The organism is Nostoc sp. NMS4 (assembly GCF_017115095.1).
Lineage (GTDB): Bacteria > Cyanobacteriota > Cyanobacteriia > Cyanobacteriales > Nostocaceae > Nostoc.
Map to the genome: position 1 here is coordinate 1 of NZ_JABXKI010000238.1, position 25,751 is coordinate 25,751.

Sequence of the window (25,751 nt, forward strand, 5' to 3'; positions counted from 1 at the left end):
AGAGCTATGAAGCTTATAGAGTCTGTCTTGTAGCTGATTTTGTCCCCCCTTCAGGTTGCAATCATTAATTGAATTAGTATAAGTTGGGTAGAGCGGAGCAAAACCGAATCTACGAAAAATAGATTTACGATCCATTTTTACGGTGGCGTGTACTTAGGAACTCAGTTTTTCTGAAAAACTGGGTTTTTAGCACTTTTATATTTGGGCTTGACAGATTACTAATCTAGTCCTCTAACTGTTGCATTGGTATCTCAATAGTAAACTCAGTTCCTTCTCCTGGTGTAGAATCACAGGTTAAACTACCTTTGTGTTTGTCCACGACAATTTGATAGCTAATCGACAACCCTAAACCCGTGCCACTTCCTACTGATTTGGTGGTAAAAAATGGGTCAAATATTTTCTCCTGCACGGCTTTTGTCATGCCATAACCGTTATCAGCAATCCGAATTATCGCTGTATTAGAATCTGTTAGTTCAGTAAAAATGTGAATTTGTCCTATTCTACGAGAAGCCGATGAAGTATCTATATCTTTTGTTAATTGTTCTTGGTCATTTACTAATGATGGATGTTCTATGATTAATGACTCTTCTAAAACGTCAATTGCATTACTGAGGATATTCATAAATACCTGATTTAGTTGACCAGGGTAACAAAAAACTTCTGGTAAGTTTCCATATTTTTTAATCACTTCAATTTCTGGAAAATTGCTATTTTCTTTCAGTCGGTGCTGCAAAATCATTAAGGTGTTGTCTATTCCCTCATGAACATCTACAGGCTTCATCTCAGCTTCATCTAGGCGAGAAAAGTTGCGTAAACCCAAAACAATATTTCGGATACGTGAACTCCCCACTTTCATTGAATCTAGAATCTTGGGCAGGTCTTCTGATAAAAAATCTATGTCAATCTCCTCAGCTTTCTCCTCAACTAAAGGCGAAGGATGGGGATATTCTTGCTGATAAGCAACTATCAAATCTAGCAATTCTTGGACATACTCACTAGCATGATTAATATTGCCATGAATAAAGTTAATCGGGTTATTTATTTCATGAGCAATTCCTGCTACCATTTGTCCCAAAGAAGACATTTTTTCACTTTGAATTAATTGGATTTGAGTACGTTGTAATTCTTGTAAAGTTTGTTGTAAGTACTGATTTTTGTCGTTGAGTTCTTGGGTTCTTTTCTGAACTTTTCCCTCTAGAGTATGGTTGTATTCCTCCAAGCTTTCTTTAGCTTGTGCCAAGTTTTTATAGAGAATAGCATTCTCTAGAGATATTGCTGCTTGGGTAGTGAGGAGTTTGAGAACTTCTACGCGATCGCGTGTAAAAGCTCCTGTCGTTAGACGATTTTCTAGGTAAAGAATCCCAATCAATTTACCTTGATTTAGAAGAGGTATAGCCAATAAGCTCTTAGGTTCTTCACCAATGATATAACTATCAACTGCTAGAAAAGAAACAGCTATTGGATCGTCAATAACTAAGATTTCTTTGGAGCGTTTAACATAGTTAATCAAAGTAATGGGAACATCGTAGCTTGACTCAAGGTAAGTTGATGGAAACTCAGTGTAGGTATGCTCAAAATTTGAACTTGAACAAACTGCTGTCACGATTAATGCTAAGTTGTCTCCTTCACTCAAAATTAAAGCGCATTTAGAAGCCCCGGCATTTTCCATCACAACTTCCATTAAAGTAGAAAGTAGTCGCTCAAGCTCGATTTCCCCGGAGAGTGCTTGAGATGCTTTAATAAATGCGGACAAATCCAGAGAATCAGAAATACTTGTCTTTGAGCCAATAACAGTTTGTTGATTACTCAAGGTAGATAAAGATGATATAGATATACTATTGGAAGAAGTGCTTTCGTCGCTGGCACGGATACTCAGTTTTTCTTGCTGGAATATAGGAGTAAGTAATTGGGGATAGCGTTTTGCCAAATCGTCAACTTTGGCTTTTGCTCCCCAATTAACGTACCCATAGTAAGCATCAATTAAGTAGGTTTGGGCAATTTTTTGCTTGCCCCATTGTAGATAAAATTTAGCTGCAAGTTCCTGAGCTAAAGCTACTTCATTTTTGTAGTTATGTTCTTCAGCTAGGGAGATAGCACGGTCGTATTCTTCCATTGCTTCAAGATATTTCCCTGTAACTCGATGCCTTTCTGCCTCCACCAAATAAAATTTATGGGAATTATTCATTGGGGCATGATATGCCCAATATTGCATCTTTTCCTGATTAGCTTGCACCCGATCGAGAATGCACTTTTGCTCTGAATCAGATGCGTCAGCGTACACCGCCAGTTTGGCCAGAGAATCATAAAAATAGAAAATAGGAACAACCAGTTGTCCTGTACCACTATCTAAATACTTTTCAGCTAGGGTGGCATTTTCAGCTGCTTGAGGGAACTGCTGAAATAAGTAGCATAAATGTAGTTTGTAGAAATATAGATATAAAAGTCCGATTCCATCCTTAGCTTCCAAGTGAAGCGGCAGCATTTTCTCCTCATCATAGGCTTCACCAATTAAACGACAAGGATCTTCTGCAACCCCCAGTAAATTTAAGACACTCTGTTGATAAATGCAATTCCAGTTAAATGCTCTTTCTTGCTTGATTTGCTTTAGGGCATTGCTGTAGTTTGCTATCTCGCGTTCTAGCCCTGTCAGTTCTCTACCTATGGAATAAGAACAGAAGCAATAAGACTGAAGAGCTGAGGCTGCAAATTCTAAATCTCCTGTTTCCATCACCAGAGAGTAAGCATCCAGTATAGAATTTAATATTTCATTAGGATGCTCCTTCCAATGCCGAATACCTCCATGAAATACCACCATGACTTTTGCTTCAACTTCTTTAGCATTGTACTTAGCCACCAAACTTAAAGCCAGTTTGCCAAAATCATAGCCAGACTGAATATCTCCCTTTTCGCTACAGAGGATAGTTCCGTAAAGAACGTATGCAAAGGCGGACAAGGGAGCATTGCCATATTTGAGCGATAAGTTGATTTGTTTAAGAACAATCAGGAAAAAAAGTTCAGGAGTGACTGCATAGGCGAAAAAAAGCGCATTCGATAGAATCCGCATAACTACCAATGTTTGTTCTGCCGTCATTTCTGGCAGATCGATTAAATCCTCAATCCGCTTTCCATTTAAATTTGATGTTAATTCAGCGATCGCTAGCTGAATATCTAACTGGTTGGGATTTTCAGGTAACTCAACTTCCAACAATTTTAGAACACTTAGTGCAGTCCTGACAGATTCTAATGCTTGGTTCTGCGCCCCATAAGCTTTAATTTTGACTTCATAAACTTTTACTTTCTCCAGCAGTGTTTTGGCTTGTGCCAACACTACCTCTACAAATTGCTCCATTTGCCTAAAATCGCCAGCTAGATACGCAGCCTCGGCTGCTGTCTCATACAAAGCTAGGATTAGCTGATATTTAGTCTCCCAACTATCACTTGCTAGCAATTGGATGCCGATAGTTAAATACTTAACAGCAGTGGGATAAGCTGTTGATGCTAAAGCTTTACGTCCAGCAATTAGATTCATCTGGGCTAGTTCATCTCGTTTAGCTTCAGGGGAGATGAATTCTACTGCGATATTAAACTGATTGACAAGCTCAAAAATCTTTTCTTCCTGTTCTGCAACAGGAATATTATTCAATAACAGTAGCCCAATTTTTAAGTGAATTGGCTTCTTTTCTTCTTCAGGAATTAAAGAATAAGCGGCTTGCTGCACTCGGTCATGGACAAATTTATACTTAGGTAGCTGTAAATTAGAATTTGAAAATTGTGTAGATTCTATTCCCTGAACAATGAATTCTTGATTAGTGTTATCTCTTAAAAAGATGTTGTAGTTTTCAGTCTGGGGTAAAACTAGCCCATCAAGTAATGCTTGCCACAAATCTGAGGCTGTCTCTAATACAGATTTTTCATTAACGATCGCCAGAGTTTTTAAGTCAAATTGATTCCCAATACAGGCAGCCAGTTTGAGAACTTTTTGGGTAGATATTGGCAATTTTTCTATTTGCAGGGCAATAAATTCTACTACATCATCTGTGAGAGCTAAATCTTTGATTTTGCAAATATCATACTGCCAATGACCAGCATCAAAATTTAATACAATTAGCCCATCATCATATAAAATTTTGAGAAACTGAACCGAAAAGAAGGGATTGCCTTTAGTTTTAGCAAACACCATCTGGGTGAGAGGAACAGCAACTAATTCAGGACAATGAAGTGTATCAGCAATTAGATGATTTAAATCACCCTGATTTAAAGGTGCTAAGGTAATTGTATTAATGATTGCTCCTGCTTTTTCAATCTCCTGTAGTGTCAAATGAAGCGGATGTGCCTTGGAAACTTCATTATCTCGATAGGAACCAATTAATAAAAAACCTCCTTTGGTTTCCCGCATCTGTTCTGTTTCTTCTGAAATAGAAGGCAACAGATTTTCACACATTAATAACTGAATTATTTTCAAAGAAGCCGTATCTGCCCATTGCAAATCATCGAGAAAGATAACTAAAGGATGTTCTTTAGTTGTGAAGATTTGGATGAATTTTTGAAACAATAAATTGAAACGATTTTGGACAGCGTTGCCAGATAGTTCAGTAACCGGAGGTTGCTTACCAATAATCTGTTCGAGTTCAGGGATGACATCAATGATCACCTGAGTTTGTGTACCCAATTCCCGCAGAATTTTTACTTTCCATTGTTGAATTTGGGCATCAGTTTCTGAGAGCAGTTGTCCGATTAAGTCCCGAAAGGCTTGTACTAATGCTGACAAAGGAATGTCACGTTGAAACTGGTCAAATTTTCCTTTGATGAAGTAACTACGCTGCCGCACAATCGGTTTGTGGATTTCATTGACCACGGCAGTTTTGCCAATGCCAGAGAAACCTGCAATTAATATCATTTCTGTTGCCCCATCTGTTACACGCTTAAAAGCAGCGAGGAGGGTTTCAACTTCACTTTGGCGACCGTAGAGTTTTTCGGGGATTACGAAACGGTCTGAGATGTCTCTCAAGCCGAGTTCAAAGGGTGCAATATTTCCTGTTTCTTGCCACTGGCTTTGACACACTTGCAAGTCATGCTTTAAGCCCAAAGCACTCTGATAGCGGTCTTCGGCATTTTTTGCCATCAGTTTGCTGATGATGTCAGACAAAATTGGCGGAATATTGGAGTTAATTCGACTGGCTTTTAGTGGTTGTTTGGCAATGTGAGAGTAAACCAACTCCATCGGATCTTTGCTGGTGAAGGGTAACTGTCCGGTGAGGAGTTGAAAGAAGGTGACACCAAGGGAATAAAAATCAGTACGGTAGTCGATACCTCGGTTCATCCTGCCAGTTTGTTCTGGGGAAATGTAAGCCAGAGTGCCTTCTAGGATGTTGGGATTAGTGAGAAATTGAATTTCTCTTGGCAGAAGGGTGGCAATACTAAAATCGATGAGTTTGATTTCATCTGTGGTAGGGTTTATGAGGATGTTGGCAGGTTTGATATCTTTGTGAATGATGCGTAGGCCTTGCCCGCCGGAGGCATCGCGGTGCAGTCCTTCTAGGGTAAAAGCAATTTTAATCGCAATGTGGAAAAACTCACTCAGAGAAAGCCAGTTTTCTTTCTTCCCCTTGTCCTCTAGTCGCCAGTCTTGGAGAGAAATGCCGCCAAAATCTTCCATCACTAAGACATAGCTGTTGCGGTAATTTTCTAAGCTATAGGTTTTGACTATGCCAGGAAGATCGAGGTTTTTGGTAATGATATATTGATTTCGGAACTGAGCTATTTCCGCAAAGGTAGGATATTCATTCCGCATCAATTTGAGAACAACTGATTTTTGGTCTTCTTCTCTAATGCCCCGATAAACTAGGGTTTTACTGCCTGAGTAGATTTGCTCAGTAATGCGATAGCCAGGAAAGGAATATAATGTATCCAATACTACTAACATTGCGGACTTTGCTCATAATTATTGTTTCTATGGGTTATTATTCCCGTGCAAAGACTATCCTCATCATGAAATAGGATTTTTTTTGTTTAATTTGTATTAGAAAATATGATTTTTAATATTTTTTTACTAAATATCTGAATCTTGAAATGTAGCGTTTTATCATCAGGTTAAGTAAAGATCAAAACCTCAACCCCAACCCCTCTCCGAACTCCCGAAGAGGGGAAATAAAGCAGAGCTTTACCGGGGTGAGGTTAAGCTATACCTCACTATATAATGATGATTTGTCAACATAAAGTGTTTTTGAACTAACTATTTTTACCCGCTTTTAACCGACACCCGTAACTATAGAAGGTGTATTTTTGGCTGCGATAATAATAACAAGCACAAATACTACTTAATTTTTTGTTTAATAAAAGTCACAACTTGAGTTAGCTGTTTCTTCAAACCATCAATTTCTGCTTGCATTTTGACAATTTTCTCATTTAATGCCTTAATTTCTGCGTCGGAGACTCCTCCAGTAATAGGGGTGGCGTTGCTTGCCGCCGTAGGCATCGCAGTATTTTCAGCACTAGGAATTGCTACTGCAACATTGGCGACGCTAGGAACTGCTACCGGAACATTAGTAACAGTAGAGGTTGCGACTGTGCCATTTTTAACAGCAGTTGCTGTTCCTACTGCGGCTAGTTCTGGGCGTGGCTGTTTCGCCTTAGCCATAGCTAGCTTAATCGCACCAATTAGTTGTTTCTGATCGAAAGGCTTACCCAGAAATTCAAAATATTCAAATGGTTCTGTGATTTTCTCCGTTACCTCTTCCTTGCGACCAGACATGATCACTAAAGGAATTTTCCTTAACTCTGGATCGGCTTGAACTTTCTGGAAAACCTCCCAGCCACTCATTTTAGGCAACAGGAAATCCAGCATAATCAGGCTGAGTTTTTCCTGAAGAATGAAATTTAGTCCTTCCAAACCGTCTTTTGCTTCCAGTACCTCAAAATTGCCCGGAGGCAACATTTCTCGTACTTTTACCCTGACAACTGTAGTGTCATCGATAACTAAAATCTTGTTGCTTGCCACGACTGTTTGCTCTAACAGAAACTATAAGTGTAAATAGCGGCTTTGCCGATTGTCCTTGAGAATCCTCCCACTATATACATAATTTCTAGCAATTGGGGGATAGTATATTTCGGTATAAATGACATTGTTAGAGGTGTTTTGTAAAACTTTTGCTCGCGCTCTTTTCAATTTGTGTCATGGTGATATTTAATCAACAGACCACTACATCTATATCCGCATCTTGCCGGGATGTCTATGATTTCGTCACAACAAGCCGATCTAAAGTCTGAAATTACGGCAATGCCTAGCTGGTTACGTCGCCCTATCGGTAAAGCCAGTGAAATCTCTACCGTACAACGCATTATTAAGCAGCGCCAAATTCACACAATTTGCGAAGAAGGGCGTTGCCCTAATCGGGGGGAGTGCTATGCCCAAAAAACTGCAACTTTCTTGCTAATGGGGCCTACCTGTACACGTTCTTGTGCTTTCTGTCAAGTAGATAAAGGTCATGCACCGATGCCTCTTGATTTAGAGGAACCTGAAAAGGTAGCCCAGGCGGTGCAGCTTTTGGGATTGCGTTATGTGGTGCTGACTTCTGTAGCCCGTGATGACTTGCCCGATCAGGGTGCTGGGCATTTTGTAAAAACGATCGCTACTATCCGCCAATTGAACCCAGAGACTCAAATTGAAGTACTGACCCCCGATTTTTGGGGTGGTGCTGGTGTTGGGGAGTCAGGTCAACGCCAACGAATAGCGATGATTGTCAAAGCCAAACCAGCTTGTTTCAATCACAATATTGAGACAGTGCAACGGTTAACTGGGCCAGTGCGTCGGGGAGCCAAGTACGATCGCTCCCTCTTGGTGCTGGCTATGGTTAAAGAAATCGATTCGACAATTCCCACCAAATCAGGTTTGATGCTGGGACACGGAGAAACACTTGATGAAGTCATTGAAGCAATGGCTGATTTAAGGGCTGTGGGGTGCGATCGCTTGACTATTGGGCAGTATATGCGGCCATCTTTGGAACATTTGCCAGTCCAAAAATATTGGACTCCAGAGGAATTCGATCGACTTGGCAGATTAGCATGGGAAATGGGATTCAATCATGTTCGTTCTGGACCTCTGGTTCGCAGTTCCTATCATGCTGGAGAAGAGGGATGAGGGGGATGAGGGGGACAAGGGGGATGAGGGGGACAAGGGAGACAAGGAGATAAACAAAACTCCTAAGTCTTAACTCCTAACTCCTAACTCCTAACTCCTAACGCCCAACTTCACACAAATATTCTTAAAGAATTTGGATATTTGGTACGCCAGTTTGGTATTTCTTAAAAAGTCATGACATAAGGAGAATCGCATTATGACTGCTAAAGCTAAGAATTCGCCAGTTGCCGACAGCGGAGCTAAACCTCCCTACGCCTATCGCACAGGCTGGGCATTGTTATTATTGGCGATCAATTTCCTGGTAGCAGCCTACTATTTCCACATTATTGAATAATTAGAAGTGGAGTGGTGCTGCTCAAATCGTTCCTTTGAATAAACCTTTGGGACGAATGAGCAGCACCAAAATCATGATTAACAGTGCGACACCTTGTTTATACTGCGAACCCAGCCAAGGAGTGCTGATTTCCTGGACGATGCCAATGATAAAAGCTGCTGCGATCGCACCGTAGGGGTTGCCAATCCCACCCAGTATTACTGAGGCAAACAATGGTAATATTAAAAACCATCCCATATTGGGGCGCACGGCTGTAATTAACCCATACATACTGCCGCCCAGTGATGTGAGAGTACCAGCAATTAGCCAAGTCCAAAAAATTACTCGGTCAACATTGATACCTGAAACCCTAGCTAAATCCAGATCGTCGGCAACTGCTCGCATCGCCTTACCAATTTTGGTATTTTGCAGCAGGTAATGCAGCGCCAAAATTGCTAGCACCGCCAACCCTAATACCAATAATTGATTTTGCGGTATCTTTAAACCCCAAATATCTAAAGCCGGAGTAACAGGTAAATTATAATTTTGGTTCTTGCCACCCCAGATAAAAATAATCCCATTGCGAAGAAATAAGGCAAGTCCGATAGAAATAATAATCAGGGTAGTCGAAGTAGCACGGATAGAGCGCATCTTTGACCACAATAACTTTTCCGATAACAGCATTGCTGCCACTGTTCCCACCGCCGCTAGGATCATCGACAGCCAAATATTGACTCCAATGCTGTTTATCAGCCAAGTTAGATAAGCTCCTAAAGTGAGAAAGTCACCATGAGCAAAGTTAGATAGGCGTAAAATTCCATAAGTAAGAGTGAGTCCGACTGCGGCTAGAGCAATAATGCTCCCCACCGCAATCCCATTAACGATTAGTTGGGCAAATTGTATATCCATAAGTCTTCAGTTGCGTTTAAAAAATTTTAGGTTAGTGGTTCATACAATAATTTTTTTTTGGACTAGCTGCTAAACTCGACATCATAAGTTATGGTTTATGACAACATAAGTTGTAGTTTATAAATAAAAAAGAATTGTCCGCAAATATACATAAAATCCGGTTGGGATTTTTATGCTTAACTAAACTTTTTCATCGGTCTAGTTGACCATGCAGCAGTATTCAAGCTTACCAGACCACAACTCACTGATAGATGCAACGCCAAAACTTTTGACAACAATTGAGCAACTTCGCGCACATCTGTGGCTGGAGAGCAGCTTAAACCAGTTACAAAGTCGCATTAATGATTGCTTGCTTTCTGCTTGTAACACTGTCCCACAGCCGGAAGCCGCACAAGCCGAAATTTTCCAAATCGTGGTTAACGAGATTAACAATGCTGTTCATAGCAGTAATCTGGCACTTACAGAATGTGCCGTAGGCATCGCTATGTGTCAACCACAAGAAACTGTGGCGACAGTTTGCTATGTTTCTTGTTCTCCATCCCCAAATTCACTTCTAGAAGTGCTAACAGCAGAAAAAAAGCTGCTGTTGAGATTGCAAGAGACGATAAAACTTGAAGATTTGCAACAGCTTGAGAATCAACAACTACCGAGCGCTTGGCGGTTAGCTGATGATTCTGACAGCATTATGGGCTGGCTAATTATCGCCACTGCGCCCGTAAGTTCTCATCATGAGTCACTCATAGAATCACAAGCTCAACTCAGATCGGAATTGATGGCAAGGTCTGCCAAACAATGTACTACAGCTTTGTTACAACTTAGACACATCCTATCTTGGCCGCAACGATGTCAACAGTTAAGTAATTCTAATCAAGAATTGGAGCGCACCAATCAACTAAAAAATCAGTTTCTGGCAAACACTAGCCACGAAATTCGCACGCCGCTTAGTTCCATTATTGGGTTTACCCATCTGCTTTTAGCCCCAGGTTACGAACCAGCTAAAGAACGTCAGCTAGAGTATTTAAATATCATTCAGTCTAGCGGTAAACACTTACTAGCTCTGATTAATGACATTTTGGATCTCTCTAAAATTGAAGCAAATCAGCTAGAAGTACAGTGGGAAACAGTAGATGTGCCACAGTTATGTAGCAATGTTTTGGCACTGGTGAAAGAGAAAGCTGCTAATAAGGGTTTGAAACTGTGCCTAGAAGTTGAACCCGATATTACAACCTTAGTAGCTGACCCCTTACGACTCAAGCAGATGTTGTTGAATTTACTCTTCAACGCTCTAAAGTTTACCAGTCAAGGAAGTGTTGGCTTACAGGTTGCTCCCAAAGGTGTATTTATGCATTTTACAGTTTGGGATACAGGCACTGGTATTTCCCAAGATGATCAAGAACAACTGTTTCAACCCTATTTCCAAATCGCCAAGGTTGTCGCTGATGGGGTTGAAGGTACTGGTTTAGGTTTAACAGTGACTCGGAAACTCGCCGAAATTCACGGTGGTTCTGTGAAAGTGGAATCTGAAATAGATCGCGGCTCCCGTTTTACCCTCGTACTTCCCTTGAAGCAAGAGGTGGGAGTGAGGGGAGATGAGGAAGATGAGGAAGATGAGGGAGATGAGAGAGCAAAATTTTCCTCATTTCCTCTGCCTTTGATACCTAGTTCTTCTGTAGAGATTTTGCTGGTAGAAAATGATTTACCAAATGCTGATTTGATACAAATTTATCTAGGTAAATTGGGGTATCAGGTGACTTGGGTTAAGAATGCTGGCGAGATGTGGGAAGCTTTAACACAGTTAGACCCAGTAGTGATTTTAATGGATATTTGTCTGGCAGATGGAAATGGTCTTAACTTGGTGCAACAATTGCGAGAACATGGGCAATATAAGACGATTCCGGTAATTGTTCAAACAGCAATGGCGATGAAAGGCGATCGCGAAATCTGTCTAGCATCTGGAGTAAATGACTATATTTCTAAACCGATTGATTTACCACTTTTAGCCAGTCTGGTGGCTAAATACAGTAAAGCACCAACTTCGGTTGATGGGGAGTGGGAAGTGGGGAGATGAGGGAGACAAGGGAGACAAGGGAGACAAGGAGGTAAACAAAACTCCTAACTCTTAACTCAGCACTCAGCACTCCTAACGCCCCAGTAACTAATGACTACAATATAAATGATTGGGTGCTGTAGGGTTTTGGCAGGATTGGGAAATTATGCTGACAGAAAAATTTGAGCAATTAAGAGCCTTATTTAGAGAAATGGAGCAAGCGTTGATTGCCTACTCTGGGGGCGTTGATAGCACTTTGGTTGCCAAAATTGCTTATGATGTGTTGGGCGATCGCGCTTTGGCTGTCACGGCTGTTTCTCCTTCGCTGTTACCAGAAGAATTGGAAGATGCGAAAATTCAAGCTGCAACGATTGGGATTCCTCATAAAATCGTCCAGACTCACGAGATGGAAAATCCCAATTACACTTCTAACCCGGTTAATCGCTGTTATTTCTGTAAAAGTGAGTTGCACGACACTCTCAAACCCTTAGCTTTACAGTTGGGTTATCCCTACGTAGTGGATGGCGTAAATGCTGATGATTTGCATGATTATCGCCCAGGAATTCAGGCGGCTAAGGAAAGAGGGGCGCGATCGCTTTTAGCAGAAGTGGGTGTCACTAAAGCAGAAGTTCGCCAACTTTCACAACAACTCGGTTTACCTTGGTGGGATAAACCGGCTCAACCTTGTCTCAGTTCTCGGTTTCCTTACGGTGAAGAGATTACTGTCGCTAAGTTGCAGCGAGTCGGTAGGGGAGAAATTTTCTTAAGAAAGCTAGGTTGGCAGAATTTGCGCGTGCGATCGGAAGGGGATACAGCACGTATTGAATTACCACCAGAACAAATCAAAGAGTTTGTGTTAACTAACGATTTACAAGCATTAGTTTCAGCATTTCAAGATTTTGGATTTATCTACGTAACCTTGGATTTAGAAGGTTATCGTAGCGGTAAATTGAATCAGGTTTTAAATAGGGAAGCCTTGGGCGTTAAATTATAAGATTTTAGTTCTACAAAGATAGAGTTTATTTGCCTTCTAGAGAAACTAGAAAGCAACCGTTAATTCTCCAGATATTATCTGGCTGTTTTTCCATGAAATATAAAGCCCTCAAGGGAACTCCATCAGGAGCAAGTAGCAGCACTGGTTGAGTTATGTTTCCCTGGATGGTTGTTATCTTCTCAAAAAAGACAGAACGAGGACGGTATACTGCTGGATAGCTTGTCTTTACCATCTGCATAAAATTTTCTGGGGTTCCAAATTGCGCCTGAATCGCTGGACTAGCAAAGGCAAAAGCGCCTTGGGCATCATCTTTTTTAAAGGCTGCCAATTGGTATTCAATTACAGAACGTATGTTGATGGCATCGTTGTCAGTAACTTCCATAAATGTAAAATTGCGTAGGCGCAGCCCGTCGTAGACATCGTTCCAAATGTCGGTAAAGCGATCGCTCAATTTTCACGCTGAGTGACTTTGTATTCTATCTGCTGTAGTGCTGTTCGCCATACATCATACCCCTCTTGAGACAGGTGCAACCCATCTGTGGTCAACTCTGGGCGCAAATTGCCTTCCATATCTGTAAACCAGCTATAAATATTTAGATAATTAGCACCTTCTTGTTTGGCAATCACGGTTAGTTGGATGTTGAGGTGACGAATGCGGCTATTGGAAATTTTTGGTAGACGAGTAGGCAAAATTGATTGGACAATGATTTGAGCTTTGGGGTGAGTTTCCCTTAAACGCCGGACAATCCGGCGATAATTATGCAAAATTGTTTCATCACTAGCGCCTTTTCGTAAGTCGTTAATCCCAGCCATGATGTAAATAACATCTGGACGGGTTGCTGAAAATGCCCCCAATCTTTTTAAAACGCCACTAGAAGTATCTCCAGATATGCCTTGATTCAGCCACAATTTACCAGTAGGTAGTTTTTCCCTCGGAAACCACATACTTAAAGAATCACCAACTAAAATACTTAGATGATTAGCACCTTGACCTTGAGCGATCGCTCTCGCTTCTAAAGCTAGTAAACTTTTCCAGTCGTCGTAAGTTAGTTGACGTTTTTTGATCGACTCCCACAATGATTGCAAATTATCACTATCTACGCGTGTATAAATCTGACCTGTTTTCAGAGCTGCCAATCTTTGGTAGTAAAGTTGATTTCCAGATGTCAATAAGAGGCTAGTTGCTTGAGCGCCGGGGTTGAGTGATGACTCTGTTGATACTGGTAATGCCTGACTGGTGAATTCTGGTACGCTAGTGACGTTTTTCTCACCTACTATTGGCTCTATTGGCTGCGAACTTTTTAGGGGTTGGAACGCTTGGCCGCTGAGTTCTGGTAAGGAGAGATCAACGCTGTTGATAATTTTTGTACTGACTATTGTCTGCGAACCTTGTTTTAAATTCCACAGGAATCTAGAACTTTCTGGTAAGACAATCGACAGATGTGGAAGAGCCGATGCTGGTATTGCTAATCCTGTTAACAACCCTGCTGCCAACAGATAAGGGTCCCTCATCGCTTTGTCTCTCCTCTACTCACTGCTTTTCCTTATGACGGCATTAGTTGCCTGTATTCAGGAAAATTTTACTTCCGTTAAGTTATTATTCTTATTTACGCTGTATAGTTCTGTAAAGCGTGTTCATGAGATTATATTTGATAATTTACGATCTCTTTAAAGTACGGTTTTCCCGGTGGTATACAAATCTTGTTTGTGAGAATACTTTTACTGAAAGTACTGTTTTCATCAGCCGACTATTTTCCATAACTTACTTGTCACAAATATTGCACGTGTTTGCAAAGTCGGCGATTACTGAGTGATTTTTGAGGATCTCAGGAGAGAGGTTTTTGGTTTTGATGTTGCCAATATGGGAAATAAGCCTAAAATTTTAGGTTTATAGATATCAGTGAATTGTTGCGATCGCGTGAGAGTGGTAATACTTCTAGATTTTCCACTTTGTTATGTGAAATTAAGCAGTGCAAATTCATCAGTTATTAAAGATTCGATAATTATCACAAGTGAATGTATGGTCAATTTTAACTCTTGAGAATATTGATATCATACGATGATGTGTCCTCAATGAGCAAGTATCAGCTTTGCTATACTGAGAATTTGAGAACTTACTACACGTAATTTAAAATTTATGTTTACTCATTGAAATATGAGTTGAAACACATTTAAATTAAGTTTTAACTCTAGAGAATAACCTCATTGAAAGTGCTAAGATTTAGGCTAAATCATTAGTGTTTCCTTTTCTTCTGTGGCTAGAGCTAGTACAGCGATCGGTGTCAGTCCCATTATTAAAGAGATTGTGCAAAAACAGGCACACTCCACACGTTTGACCCTGAAAGAAGTTATTCTGATGGGGATGTTAGCTATTGATAAGCTAGACGATCAAGGTCGTCAAGAGCTAGCGGATCAAGTTCATCAAATGCAAGTGAATGGAGAAATTTAATTGAGTGGCTATGAGTTAAGAGTTATAAGTTATAAATTTTAACTTCTCACTTCTGACTCTTCACTTAATTTGGTTATTGGCTAAATCGATAACGACTTCCCATTACATAATTTTCATTAATTTCAAAAGAAATCCATCGGCGTTGCAGAGTTTCAGCAACAAAGCCGGTTGTGTTAGAACCTGCAAATGGATCTAATACTATATCACCTCCATCAGTTAAGAATTTGATGAAGAACTCAGCGAACCCTTGCGGAAAACGTGCTGGATGGGGTCTAATTTCTGCTGTTTTGCAGCGTCGTAAATAAACACTATTGGATTCAGTATTCGCAATTTCTAGTAAATTGGGCGGAATTGCACCTTGGTTATCTTTTTGGAATTTATCAGAAATATCATGTCCACTAGGACGTATTTTTGCTTTATAGCCATTTTTGAGTAATTGTTTCATACTTTGGCTATAAGGCTTTAAAACTTTTCTGTTATCTGCTTTAGGATTTGGTGTTTTAGACAACCACCAAACTGTATTTACAGAATCTTTTACACGAATCCGCCTGATTGTCACCCACTCAGCCGGGGTTGGCAGTCGAGCCGGATTATAGTGGTAAAATTCTTGAGCCAGAAAGAAACCTACTTCTTTGCATAATCTGACTAAAAGTTCGTATTGGTAGATACTCCGCACGGGATTACCAGGTAAGTAAGCGCCGCCTAAATCTAATACGAATGAGCCATTATCTGCGAGTACTCTTTTAAATTCGGATGCAAAAGGTAGGAACCACTCAATATATTTTTCCGCAGTTTCGTTACCGTATTCTTTTTTGCGTGTGAGTGGGAATGGTGGTGAGGTGAGGATTAAATTAATACTATTATCATCAATGAATTTAATAAGTTTAAGGCTATCACCTAAATATGCGGCTCCGTTCGGCTGGGTATAAGAGGGATTGAAAATTATTTCTTTTGGTGGTGTTATTGGTTCTTCTTGCAAGAGTTATAAGATTATCTTGTTTTTGTATTGTCTAAGTATTTAATTTTAATATTTTTTAACGCAGAGGGACGCGGAGGGAAGCGCAAAGTATCGCAGAGGAGTGTATTAAGTTTGTATCCTTGTGCATAAGAATATACTCCTGAAACATTTGGTGACAAGTCAGTATAGAGGTTTTAATGATAACATACTTGAAATTATGTCAGTTTCAGAGCTTGAAGAATTACTGTATTCAACTGCTGAACTTGACTTGCTCCTAATTTACCTATCCTTCTGGTGATTAGTCTACGCTCTATGGTAGTTATTCGAGTCACCCTAACTTTAGAAGCAACCCGTAATCCAGTACTAGTAAAATCTGGATCTGAAGGTTCTAAAATGAACTCTTCTGAACTCAAACTACTTATATTTTGAGATGAAATAAAACATAAAGTGACATCATCGCCTGTAGTGTCTATCCATAAAACTAAACCAGGGCGTAGCTTTGTTCCACTCAAGTCTGTGAATGGAAATGGAACCAAGACAATATCACCTTTTTGTAGAGACATTAGATAGGTTCTCCGTCGTCAAGTGAATATATATCTGGTTCACTTTCAAGAAAGTTAAAGGCTCCGCCAGTCTGGGCAAGTAGTATTAGATCATGAGTTGAAGGCTCTGATGAATCGAAAAATAGTTTTTCTTCCAAAAGCGATCGCTCATCATTAGACAGAGATAGGATAACTTGCAACAGTGACTCAACAAGTTTAGTATTCATATTCTATTTCACATATTTTGTCATTATCATTTAAGTATAATTTTAAGCTAAATACAGAAACAGGGGAATCCAGCAAATGCCATGTTTTATATCTGGAAAATAAAAATATGGATATAACGTTACCATATATTGAGCGTTTAACAGGTGCTTTAGAGTATGTTTATCGGCTAAGGACATGGTTAGGCAATGGTATTGATGTAGAAATGTGGTGGAAGTTCCCAACTGGAGAATGCTACTTTTTTCAAAGTTTGACAGGTGAAACAGCCGAAGAAAATCCTGTACCAAAGATTTGCAAAAAGACAGGTATCTCTGTAGATAAATTTGACCTCATGATTAAATGTTTAGTAGACAATGGCATCATGGAGCTAGAATCAGACACCGAACATGGAATTATGACTAATCATAATGAATTTTATTATGTGTTGTTGAAAGACGGTTCCTCCAACTTTTTTCTGGCGATGTGCGGTCATCATCGTGATTCCAAATTTAAAAATATAGTTAACATACTTATTGAAAATATTAAATAGAAAAACTACAAGATAACAATTAACTTTGGTGTATAAAACTTTTTAGCAGAAAAAGTCAGAAGTATCATAATCTTGAATTTACCGAATTTCAAAAAAAATCCCCCACCATTGCGGCAGGGGATTTTTATTACTTATCTACAAAACTAGCAGCCGAATTAACCGAACTTACCAGCAGTAGAAGCAATCAAGAACGCGGCGTAAGTCACGATGTAGCCAACAGTGAAGTGAGCTAGACCAACTACACGAGCTTGAACAATTGACAGAGCCACGGGCTTGTCTTTCCAGCGAACTAGGTTAGCTAGAGGAGTGCGTTCGTGTGCCCAAACAAGGGTTTCAATCAACTCTTGCCAATAACCTCTCCAGGAGATTAAGAACATGAAGCCAGTAGCCCAAACTAGGTGTCCAAACAAGAACATCCAAGCCCAGACAGACAGGTTATTCACGCCGTAAGGGTTGTAACCGTTAATCAACTGAGCAGAGTTAGCCCAGAGGTAATCGCGGAACCAGCCCATGAGATATGTAGAGTTCTCATTGAACTGAGCGACGTTGCCTTGCCAAACACCTAGATGCTTCCAATGCCAGTAGAACGTAACCCAACCCAGGGTATTCAGCATCCAGAATGTAGCCAGGTAGAAGGAATCCCATGCTGAGATGTCGCAAGTACCGCCACGACCGGGGCCGTCGCAAGGGAAGGCATAGCCGAAGTCCTTTTTATCGGGCATCAGCTTAGAACCACGGGCATCCAAAGCACCTTTGACCAGGATCAAGGTGGTGGTGTGCAGACCTAAAGCGATCGCATGGTGTACCAAGAAGTCGCCAGGGCCAATTGTCAAGAACACGGAGTTAGTACCATCATTGATGGCATCTAACCAACCTGGCAACCAAACGTTAGCGTAGTTGGGCCATGCTGTGTAAGCAATACTATCTGGGTTAGACAGCAAGGTATCTAAACCGTACAGTACTTTACCATGAGCAGCTTGGATGAACTGAGCAAACACTGGCTCAATCAAGATTTGCTTTTCAGGAGTGCCGAAAGCAACTACTACATCGTTGTGTACGTACAGACCAAGGGTGTGGAAGCCCAAGAAAAGGGATACCCAGCTAAGGTGGGAAATAATCGCTTCTTTGTGCTGTAACACGCGGTCGAGTACGTTGCCCTTATTTTGTTCGGGGTCGTAGTCGCGCACTAAGAAAATGGCTCCGTGAGCAAAAGCACCAAGCAACAAGAAGCCAGCAATATACTGGTGATGCGTGTACAACGCTGCCTGAGTTGTGTAGTCCTTAGCAATGAATGCGTAAGGAGGCAGGGCGTACATGTGCTGCGCCACCAGGGAGGTGATGGTTCCCAGAGATGCCAAGGCTAAAGCCAGTTGGAAATGCAGGGAGTTGTTAATAGTGTCGTACAGACCTTGGTGAGGCAGGTTGAACTGACCTTCACTCTTGCTACCAGGTACTAAACCGGACTTGGAGTTCAGCATTTCTTTGATGCTGTGACCAATTCCGAAATTAGTGCGGTACATGTGACCAGCGACGATGAATAAAACTGCGATCGCCAAGTGGTGATGCGCCATGTCAGTCAGCCACAAAGATTCTGTCTGAGGATGGAAGCCACCCAAGAAAGTCAGAATCGCAGTACCTGAACCAGTGGAAGTACTAAATACATGACCAGCTGTGTCAGGGTTTTGAGCGTAGACACCCCAGTTACCAGTAAAGAAAGGTGTCAAGCCTGCTGGGTGAGGCAGAGTGGTTAGGAAGTTATCCCAACCTACGTGCTGTCCACGAGATTCGGGGATAGCAACGTGAACCAAGTGACCTGCCCAAGCCAAAGAACTGACACCAAACAGAGCTGACAAGTGGTGATTCAGCCTAGGTTCGGCGCTCTTAAACCAAGAGAGGCTAGGACGGAACTTGGGTTGTAAGTGCAACCAACCAGCAAATAAGAATACTGCTGCCACCAACAACAGACCAACTGAACCGTTGTACAGTTCGGTGTTTGTCCGCATCCCGATGGTATACCACCAATGGTAAAGACCAGAGTAGGTAATGTTTACCGGATTGCTAGCGCCAGCTTGGGTAAAAGCTTCGATCGCTGGTTTACCAAAGTGGGGGTCCCAAATCGCATGGGCGATGGGACGGATGTGAAGGGGATCTTTAATCCACTGTTCAAAGTTACCTTGCCAGGCCACGTGGAACAGGAGGCTGGATGCCCACAGGAAGATGATTGCCAAGTGACCGAAGTGAGTTGCGAAAATCTTTTGGTAAAGATTTTCTTCCGTCATGCCGTCATGGCTTTCAAAATCGTTGCCTGTAGCGATCGCATACCATATCCGACGAGTCGTCGGGTCCTGTGCGAGATCCTGGCTAAATTTTGGAAATTTTGTCGCCATAGGTTAAACAAATCCTCTGACCTTTAGCCATCAAGTATCAGCTTTACAGGAGTTAGGAGTTAGGAGTTAGGAGTTTTGAATCTAAAAATTACTTATTAAACTCAGCACTCAGCACTCATAACTCATAACTCAATTCTGCTGATTTCTACCCTACTGAAAGGATATGTGCATGGAAGAACGCCCAAGTTGTGGCAATTCCTCCCAAGAGGTAGTGAGCTACCCCTACAGCCCGTCCCTGAATAATGCTCAGAGCGCGAGGCTGAATTGCTGGTGCTACCTTCAGTTTGTTATGCGCCCAAACAATGGACTCAATCAGTTCTTGCCAGTAGCCGCGACCACTGAACAGGAACATCAAGCTGAATGCCCAGATAAAGTGAGCGCCTAAGAAGAGTAGACCATAGCCAGATAGCGCACTGCCGTATGAATTGATGACTTGTGTAGCTTGTGCCCACAAGTAGTCACGCAACCAACCGTTGATGGTAATAGCACTTTGGGCAAAGTTACCACCAGTGATGTGAGTTACAGTCCCATCTGCATCTACCGTTCCCCAAACATCTGATTGCATCTTCCAGCTGAAGTGGAAAATTACAATGGATATGGAGTTGTACATCCAGAAAAGTCCGAGGAATACGTGATCCCAACCAGATACTTGACAGGTACCGCCACGACCAGGACCGTCGCAGGGGAAGCGGAAGCCCAGGTTAGCTTTGTCTGGAATCAGACGAGAGCTACGAGCGTACAGCACACCTTTGAGCAGAATTAGGACGGTGACGTGAATGGTGAAGGCGTGAATATGGTGGATTAAGAAGTCCGCCGTACCCAAAGCAATGGGCATCATTGCTACTTTACCGCCTACAGCCAAAATCCCACCGCCGAAAGCATAGCTCACGGGTTCTATGGCATTGGGTGCAGTTGTACCAGGAGCCAAGGTGTGGATATTTTGTATCCACTGGGCAAATACTGGCTGCAATTGAATCCCTGTATCAGAGAACAAGTCTTGAGGACGACCCAATGCACGCATTGTGTCGTTGTGGATGTAAAGTCCAAAGCTATGGAAGCCGAGGAAAATACACACCCAGTTCAGGTGAGAAATAATCGCGTCACGGTGACGAATCACCCGATCCAGAACGTTGTTTTGGTTCACAACTGGATCGTAATCCCGCACCATGAATATGGCAGCGTGAGCTGCACCGCCGACTATACAGAAACCGCCAATCCACATATGGTGTGTGAATATGCACAACTGCGTAGCGTAGTCAGTTGCCAAGTATGGATAGGGGGGCATCGCGTACATGTGATGCGCGATGATGATGGTCAGCGAACCCAAGAAGGCTAGGTTGGTAGCCAACTGAGCGTGCCAAGATGTGGTGAGGTTTTCGTAGAGACCTTTGTGACCTTCACCGGTGAAAGGACCTTTATGGTTTTCTAGAATCTCTTTAATGCTGTGACCAATACCCCAGTTGGTACGGTACTGATGACCAGCAATGATGAAGAGAACTGCGATCGCTAAATGGTGATGAGCGATGTCAGTCATCCACAAGCCGCCTGTGACTGGGTTCAGACCGCCCTTGAAGGTGAGGATGTCAGCATACTGACCCCAATTCAAGGTGAAGAAAGGTGCTAAACCAGCAGCAAAGCTGGGATACAGCTCGGTCAACAAGTCTTTGTTCAAGATGAACTCGTGGGGCAAGGGTATGTCTTTGAGAGCAACACCTGCATCCAAAAGCTTGTTGGTCGGATTGGACACGTGGATTAAGTGACCTGCCCATCCCAAGGAACCACAACCTAGCAATATTTGCAAGTGGTGATTCAGCATTGACTCCACATTCTGGAACCATTCCAGTTTGGGAGCGCGTTTGTGGTAGTGGAACCAGCCGGCAAATAGGAATAAGCCTGCTAATACCAAGCCACCGATCGCTGTTACGTAAAGCTGGAAGGAGTTGGTAATACCCCAGCCACGCCATACTTGAAATAAACCGGAAGTGATTTGAATCCCGTGGAAACCACCGCCGACATCAGCGTTTAAAATGTCTTGTCCAACAATAGGCCAAACTACTTGGGCGCTAGGCTTAACGTTCAAAGGGTCAGTTAGCCAAGCTTCGTAGTTAGAAAACTTCGCGCCGTGGAAAATCATCCCGCTCAACCAAATCATCACTACGGCTAAGTGGCCGAAGTGGGCTGAGAATATCTTGCGGGAGATATCTTCTAAATCGCTTGTATGTGTATCAAAATCATGGGCGAGTGCGTGCAGGTTCCAAATCCATGTGGTGGTTTTGGGACCTCTGGCTAAGGATCTGTCAAAGTGACCAGGTTTTGCCCATGCCTCGAATGAGGTTGGAACTGGGTCGTTATCGACGATTACTCTTGCCTTTTTTTCCTCTCGCTCCGGAGGACTTATTGTCATTTGACCTCCTCTCTTGATAAGGAATGAGGAATCATGAATACCACAAAACTAACCATTACCGCAAACTCCAGAATTTTGCTGAAGCCGCGATGAAGACCTATGTGGATTGTTGTTTCTCGTTGAATTATAGAGTCTTCACTTGTACATTGTTGGAGATATTTTAACAATAATTCAAACTTGGTCAAATATTGCTGAAATTCATGCCTTAACTGGCTTTTAACTTCAAACTTTTTGTGCAAAAGTCAATAGTTTATCTATTTAATTTACAAACAATAACAATTCGTAAAATTTATAGTTTGCCTGGATGTAGCCGATGTCTTAACTTTTACTGCTATTACTCATGAACATTTATGTCATATTTCAATTTTTGCAAGTAAAACGCTGTAAAGAATATGATTTATTTTAAAATTTTCTGAGATCCCAAGGAAAACTGATGTGATGTGAGGCCGATTTCACCTTTTGGGCTATAGTTCCAGATGGACAGTTTGAGCCAAAATAATCTGTCAATTGTCGAAGACTATCACTGGTGCAACGCATGAACTCGTGGCAGAAAAGGGTGTTAGAGAAACTCCTCCCTCAGAGGTTCCCGATTCTCAGGTGGGTAATAACATTGGTGCTGGCATTAAGCTTGGCCAGTTGCGGCGAGAAAGCCGACAGCCAGGAAGTATCTACTGGCTATAAAGAAAACTCCCCACAGATTTCTCAAATTTCAAAGCAATTTTCGGAAGCTTCCCCTCCATCTGTTATTCAAGAACTGCGGACAATTTTGGAAGTTTATCAGCCACAGGTAATAATTGTTACTCCCAAACTTGATGAAGTTCTCCAAGACAACAAAGTAACAGCCAGTTTTCAGGTTAAGGATCTACCAATATTTAAAGACGCACAATTACAACTGGGGCCACATCTACACGTAATTCTGGATAATCAACCTTATATACCTGTTTACGATCTGAATCAGCCCTTAGTTTTGCCAGACTTGTCTCCAGGGACTCATACCCTGCGCGTCTTTGCCTCTCGTCCTTGGCATGAAAGCTTTAAAAATGAAGGCGCTTATGCCCAAACAACATTTCACGTCTTCACTAAAACCGACGACAACACCCCAGATCCTAAATTACCTCTGCTAACTTATAGCCGTCCTCAAAGCAGCTACGGGGCAGAACCAATCTTACTGGACTTTTACCTAACTAACGCTCCTCTGCACCTCGTTGGTAAAGAAAATCCCAACGACGAGTTCAGTGATTGGCGCATTCGTTCCACTATTAATGGTGAAAGCTTTATTTTCGATCGCTGGCAAGCAGTTTACCTTAAGGGCTTCCATCCAGGGAAAAACTGGGTAAAGCTGGAATTTCTCAATAATCAGGGAAATGCTGTCAAAAATGCCTTTAATACCACAGTTAGATTGATTGACTACCAGCCAAAGGGTAAAGACACTCTATCGAAAATCGTCAGAGGAGAACTTACAGTAGCTGAGGTGCGCTCTATTGTAGACCCGAATTATAAACTTGCACCTAAACCTACACCTTCTATTGAAAAAACACCCCGAATACAACCGAAGGTAGAAAAACAGCCTATTCCTGAAACTGAAATTCCAGAAAAATCCAAGATACAGCCAGAACAACCAAAATTAGAAGTTCCAACGGCTGCACCATCTCCCACTTTGTCTCCGACATCACCAGAAATTATTGAGTCTCCGATACCAGAAGTAACGCCGACTCCCGAAAAAGTTGCACCTCAGCCAACAAAATCTAAATTTGGCGGATTTTTTAACCGTGGCGCTGGTAAAGTTCCCACACCACAAGTAACAATTTCGCCATCTCCTAGTTTGCCACCCACGCTACCAGAGATTATCGAGTCTCCAACACCAGAACCACAGCCAGAGGTAACGCCAACTCCTGAATCTACGCCTTTACCCGAAAAAGTTGCGCCTCAGCCAACAAAATCTAAATTTGGCGGATTTTTTAACCGTCTAACGAATAAGACACCGACTCCACAAGTAACAATTGCGCCATCTCCTAGTTTGCCACCCACGCTGCCAGAGATTATCGAGTCTCCAACACCAGAACCACAGCCAGAGGTAACGCCAACTCCTGAATTAACACCCTTATCTAAAACAATCGCTCCCGATGTAGAAAAACCAGAATTAACCAAAAATACTGAGCTGCAACTCTTGCGCTAAAACTTCAACAAATGCGATCGCACCTACAGGATTTCCGATACGATCCAATCCCGGACTGTAACAAGCGATCGCTCCCTCACCTGGTACTATTGCTACAAGTCCACCACCAATCCCTGATTTCATCGGTAAACCAACTCTGACTGCAAACTCGGCAGAAGCTTCATAAAGTCCACAAGTTAACATTACATCGTTGACAATTCGGCAATTTTGTGCTGATAAACAGGTATTTTCACAAGCTAGGAGTTTTCCTAACAGGGCTAAATCTTCAACTCGCCCAGAAATACAGCATATTTGCTCGTAGGTGTCAAGTGCGATTTCCAGATTTTCGAGATTTCCAACATCGGCGAGATAATTAGCGATCGCTTCATTGGCTGTTGAACGGGTTAATCGCACTGAAGCCAGCAGTACCTCATCTAAGCTTAATTGGCAACCTGCTAATTGGTTGAGCCATTGACAAAATAAAAAAGTGCGTTGATTAGCGTCCTTTCCTGGGAACTTATCAGCGAGGGTAATTGCTCCACTATTAATCATCGGGTTACGGGGATGGCCGCGATCGCTAATTAATTGTTCTAAAGAATTGAAGGGTGCATCTGATGGTTCCATCCCAACCCAGCCGAAAACCTTTTCTGCGCCAAAATTTTCCAGCAGATAAAGTAGAGAAAACGTCTTAATCACGCTCATTAGCGGGAAAATAGAAACTGTATCCCCAAAGCTGATAGTTTTCCCTGATTTACAGCAGATATGAACAGCAAACCAACCAGAATCGGCTAAAGCTAATTGTGGAATGCGATCGCAAACTCGTCCTCCTTCAGCTTTAGTTTTAGCTTGTTCTACCCAAGGTGACAACTCCGTAGGAGTTAATTTTTCTAGTTCTTTCACAACAGATACAGCCACGTTAAATAATTCGTAATTCGTAATTCGTAATGGGCTACGCCCCGCTATCAGGGCTATTTCATTCTCATCTAGTCTGCCTCAGAATGAATTCTGAGTCTAATAGCGAAAGTCGTCTAAAGACGACTAAGACTCATGTTATAGTCCGTTTTAACGGACTTTAGCTATTAGCCCTGAACTTTAGTTCTGGGCGGTTTCTGTCTAGAACAAAATAGCTCTGCCCCGGTATGCTAACGTAATTACGTTTTATGACGGGGATTTAGCTTAGGTGTTCAATTCGTTCTACCTGTAGAGGCAGGGAACTTAAACCTTCAAACTTTGTTAAATTACTTATATAGCAATCTTAAATGAGTTGTAAAAAATAGTTTTTTAATCGAACCACAGTAGACGCTTTGCGGCTTCCCGCAGGGTGGCGCAGAGAACGCAGAGAGATAAGAAATACAAGTATAATACTTGCAATTACGATAGCGTAGCGGTAGCGAGTCCGCGATAGCGAAGCGGTAGCGAGTCTTCGAGCGTCGCGTCATTACGAATTACGAATTATTATGCTTCCCCGTGTGAGAGCGCCTGAATTACCGCAAAATTACTCTTGGCTTAACACCGATAAACCTTTATCTCTTAAACAATTCAAGGGTAGAGTCGTAATTTTAGACTTTTGGACATACTGCTGTATTAATTGTCTGCATATTCTGCCAAACCTGAAATATTTAGAACAAAAATATAAAGATACTCTTACTATTATTGGCGTTCATTCTGCCAAATTTGACAACGAAAAAGAAACAGAAAACAT

At 41.8% G+C, this 25,751-nt stretch carries 20 protein-coding genes; 9 read left to right on the forward strand and 11 right to left on the reverse strand.

Annotation, left to right across the window (positions count from 1 at the left end):
* Window positions 1–223: 223 nt before the first annotated feature.
* Both HWQ37_RS21460 and HWQ37_RS21465 read right to left on the reverse strand, forming a co-directional pair.
* Window positions 224–5,923, reverse strand: coding sequence for an ATP-binding sensor histidine kinase (locus HWQ37_RS21460; RefSeq protein WP_292750633.1), 5,700 nt, complete (start codon window positions 5,921–5,923; stop codon window positions 224–226).
* A gap of 390 nt (window positions 5,924–6,313) precedes the next feature.
* Entirely contained in the window at window positions 6,314–6,997 is a 684-nt protein-coding gene (locus tag HWQ37_RS21465) for a response regulator (RefSeq protein WP_292750635.1), read from the reverse strand.
* Window positions 6,998–7,231: 234 nt separating this feature from the next.
* On the opposite strand from HWQ37_RS21465, the gene lipA reads away from it, so the two are divergent.
* Window positions 7,232–8,137: a lipoyl synthase gene (lipA, locus tag HWQ37_RS21470; protein ID WP_292750637.1), complete on the forward strand. Its 906-nt coding sequence runs from the start codon at window positions 7,232–7,234 to the stop codon at window positions 8,135–8,137.
* A 196-nt stretch (window positions 8,138–8,333) separates the two neighbouring features.
* Window positions 8,334–8,471: a photosystem I protein PsaX gene (gene psaX, locus HWQ37_RS21475; RefSeq protein ID WP_292750639.1), complete on the forward strand. Its 138-nt coding sequence runs from the start codon at window positions 8,334–8,336 to the stop codon at window positions 8,469–8,471.
* A gap of 21 nt (window positions 8,472–8,492) precedes the next feature.
* On the opposite strand, the gene HWQ37_RS21480 is transcribed toward psaX, so the two are convergent.
* Window positions 8,493–9,359: a branched-chain amino acid ABC transporter permease gene (locus HWQ37_RS21480; RefSeq protein ID WP_292750641.1), complete on the reverse strand. Its 867-nt coding sequence runs from the start codon at window positions 9,357–9,359 to the stop codon at window positions 8,493–8,495.
* A gap of 208 nt (window positions 9,360–9,567) precedes the next feature.
* Here HWQ37_RS21480 and hrmK point away from each other — a divergent pair, with 208 nt between their 5' ends.
* Together hrmK and larE are read left to right on the forward strand one after the other, a co-directional pair.
* Window positions 9,568–11,427 (forward strand): hybrid histidine kinase/response regulator HrmK, encoded by a 1,860-nt coding sequence (gene hrmK / locus HWQ37_RS21485; RefSeq protein ID WP_292750643.1) that lies wholly within the window; start codon window positions 9,568–9,570, stop codon window positions 11,425–11,427.
* Between the two features lie 145 nt (window positions 11,428–11,572).
* The gene (gene larE / locus HWQ37_RS21490; protein WP_292750645.1) at window positions 11,573–12,400 is read left to right on the forward strand and encodes an ATP-dependent sacrificial sulfur transferase LarE; all 828 of its coding nucleotides are present in this window, start codon (window positions 11,573–11,575) and stop codon (window positions 12,398–12,400) included.
* 25 nt (window positions 12,401–12,425) lie between these two features.
* Here larE and HWQ37_RS21495 read toward each other — a convergent pair whose 3' ends face one another.
* Together HWQ37_RS21495 and HWQ37_RS21500 are read right to left on the reverse strand one after the other, a co-directional pair.
* Window positions 12,426–12,782: a DUF4864 domain-containing protein gene (locus HWQ37_RS21495; RefSeq protein ID WP_292750662.1), complete on the reverse strand. Its 357-nt coding sequence runs from the start codon at window positions 12,780–12,782 to the stop codon at window positions 12,426–12,428.
* A gap of 65 nt (window positions 12,783–12,847) precedes the next feature.
* On the reverse strand, window positions 12,848–13,912 hold the full coding sequence (locus HWQ37_RS21500) for an SGNH/GDSL hydrolase family protein (RefSeq protein WP_292750647.1): 1,065 nt from the start codon (window positions 13,910–13,912) through the stop codon (window positions 12,848–12,850).
* 742 nt (window positions 13,913–14,654) lie between these two features.
* Here HWQ37_RS21500 and HWQ37_RS21505 point away from each other — a divergent pair.
* Window positions 14,655–14,849 carry a hypothetical protein gene (locus tag HWQ37_RS21505; RefSeq protein WP_073640193.1) on the forward strand — a complete coding sequence of 65 codons (195 nt, stop codon included), beginning with the start codon at window positions 14,655–14,657 and terminating at the stop codon, window positions 14,847–14,849.
* Window positions 14,850–14,922: 73 nt separating this feature from the next.
* On the opposite strand, the gene HWQ37_RS21510 is transcribed toward HWQ37_RS21505, so the two are convergent.
* From HWQ37_RS21510 to HWQ37_RS21520, 3 genes are all read right to left on the reverse strand, one after another.
* Window positions 14,923–15,828, reverse strand: coding sequence for a DNA-methyltransferase (locus tag HWQ37_RS21510; protein WP_292750649.1), 906 nt, complete (start codon window positions 15,826–15,828; stop codon window positions 14,923–14,925).
* Window positions 15,829–16,022: 194 nt separating this feature from the next.
* Window positions 16,023–16,370, reverse strand: a complete 348-nt coding sequence (locus HWQ37_RS21515) for a type II toxin-antitoxin system PemK/MazF family toxin (RefSeq protein WP_292750651.1) — start codon at window positions 16,368–16,370, stop codon at window positions 16,023–16,025.
* The gene (locus tag HWQ37_RS21520; RefSeq protein ID WP_292750653.1) at window positions 16,370–16,576 is read right to left on the reverse strand and encodes a hypothetical protein; all 207 of its coding nucleotides are present in this window, start codon (window positions 16,574–16,576) and stop codon (window positions 16,370–16,372) included. Before HWQ37_RS21520 ends, HWQ37_RS21515 begins: the two co-directional genes overlap by 1 nt.
* 107 nt (window positions 16,577–16,683) lie before the next feature.
* Between HWQ37_RS21520 and HWQ37_RS21525 the strand changes: the two genes are divergently transcribed.
* Entirely contained in the window at window positions 16,684–17,103 is a 420-nt protein-coding gene (locus HWQ37_RS21525) for a hypothetical protein (RefSeq protein WP_292750655.1), read from the forward strand.
* Window positions 17,104–17,258: 155 nt separating this feature from the next.
* Here the strand turns inward: HWQ37_RS21525 and psaB are convergent, their stop codons facing one another.
* Both psaB and psaA read right to left on the reverse strand, forming a co-directional pair.
* The gene (gene psaB / locus HWQ37_RS21530) at window positions 17,259–19,490 is read right to left on the reverse strand and encodes a photosystem I core protein PsaB (protein ID WP_292750656.1); all 2,232 of its coding nucleotides are present in this window, start codon (window positions 19,488–19,490) and stop codon (window positions 17,259–17,261) included.
* A 145-nt stretch (window positions 19,491–19,635) separates the two neighbouring features.
* A complete protein-coding gene (gene psaA / locus HWQ37_RS21535) occupies window positions 19,636–21,894 on the reverse strand; it encodes a photosystem I core protein PsaA (protein WP_292750657.1) in 2,259 nt (752 codons plus the stop codon).
* A 507-nt stretch (window positions 21,895–22,401) separates the two neighbouring features.
* Here psaA and HWQ37_RS21540 point away from each other — a divergent pair.
* Window positions 22,402–22,575 (forward strand): hypothetical protein, encoded by a 174-nt coding sequence (locus HWQ37_RS21540; RefSeq protein WP_292750668.1) that lies wholly within the window; start codon window positions 22,402–22,404, stop codon window positions 22,573–22,575.
* Window positions 22,523–24,070, forward strand: a complete 1,548-nt coding sequence (locus tag HWQ37_RS21545; protein WP_465249712.1) for a hypothetical protein — start codon at window positions 22,523–22,525, stop codon at window positions 24,068–24,070. The genes HWQ37_RS21540 and HWQ37_RS21545 overlap by 53 nt, the downstream gene beginning before the upstream one ends.
* Here HWQ37_RS21545 and glsA read toward each other — a convergent pair.
* Window positions 24,035–24,949 (reverse strand): glutaminase A, encoded by a 915-nt coding sequence (gene glsA, locus HWQ37_RS21550; protein WP_292750666.1) that lies wholly within the window; start codon window positions 24,947–24,949, stop codon window positions 24,035–24,037. The genes HWQ37_RS21545 and glsA overlap by 36 nt on opposite strands.
* A gap of 557 nt (window positions 24,950–25,506) precedes the next feature.
* On the opposite strand from glsA, the gene HWQ37_RS21555 reads away from it, so the two are divergent.
* On the forward strand, window positions 25,507–25,751 hold a 245-nt coding region (locus tag HWQ37_RS21555), incomplete at its 3' end, for a thioredoxin-like domain-containing protein (protein WP_292750660.1).

Coding starts and splice junctions, on each gene's coding strand:
- psaB (WP_292750656.1), bottom strand. CDS start 19,490: ATGGCGACAAAATTTCCAAAATTTAGCCAGGATCTCGCACAGGACCCG.
- HWQ37_RS21520 (WP_292750653.1), bottom strand. CDS start 16,576: ATGAATACTAAACTTGTTGAGTCACTGTTGCAAGTTATCCTATCTCTG.
- psaX (WP_292750639.1), top strand. CDS start 8,334: ATGACTGCTAAAGCTAAGAATTCGCCAGTTGCCGACAGCGGAGCTAAA.
- HWQ37_RS21500 (WP_292750647.1), bottom strand. CDS start 13,912: ATGAGGGACCCTTATCTGTTGGCAGCAGGGTTGTTAACAGGATTAGCA.
- psaA (WP_292750657.1), bottom strand. CDS start 21,894: ATGACAATAAGTCCTCCGGAGCGAGAGGAAAAAAAGGCAAGAGTAATC.
- HWQ37_RS21525 (WP_292750655.1), top strand. CDS start 16,684: ATGGATATAACGTTACCATATATTGAGCGTTTAACAGGTGCTTTAGAG.
- HWQ37_RS21515 (WP_292750651.1), bottom strand. CDS start 16,370: ATGTCTCTACAAAAAGGTGATATTGTCTTGGTTCCATTTCCATTCACA.
- hrmK (WP_292750643.1), top strand. CDS start 9,568: ATGCAGCAGTATTCAAGCTTACCAGACCACAACTCACTGATAGATGCA.
- HWQ37_RS21480 (WP_292750641.1), bottom strand. CDS start 9,359: ATGGATATACAATTTGCCCAACTAATCGTTAATGGGATTGCGGTGGGG.
- lipA (WP_292750637.1), top strand. CDS start 7,232: ATGATTTCGTCACAACAAGCCGATCTAAAGTCTGAAATTACGGCAATG.
- larE (WP_292750645.1), top strand. CDS start 11,573: ATGCTGACAGAAAAATTTGAGCAATTAAGAGCCTTATTTAGAGAAATG.
- HWQ37_RS21460 (WP_292750633.1), bottom strand. CDS start 5,923: ATGTTAGTAGTATTGGATACATTATATTCCTTTCCTGGCTATCGCATT.
- HWQ37_RS21495 (WP_292750662.1), bottom strand. CDS start 12,782: ATGGAAGTTACTGACAACGATGCCATCAACATACGTTCTGTAATTGAA.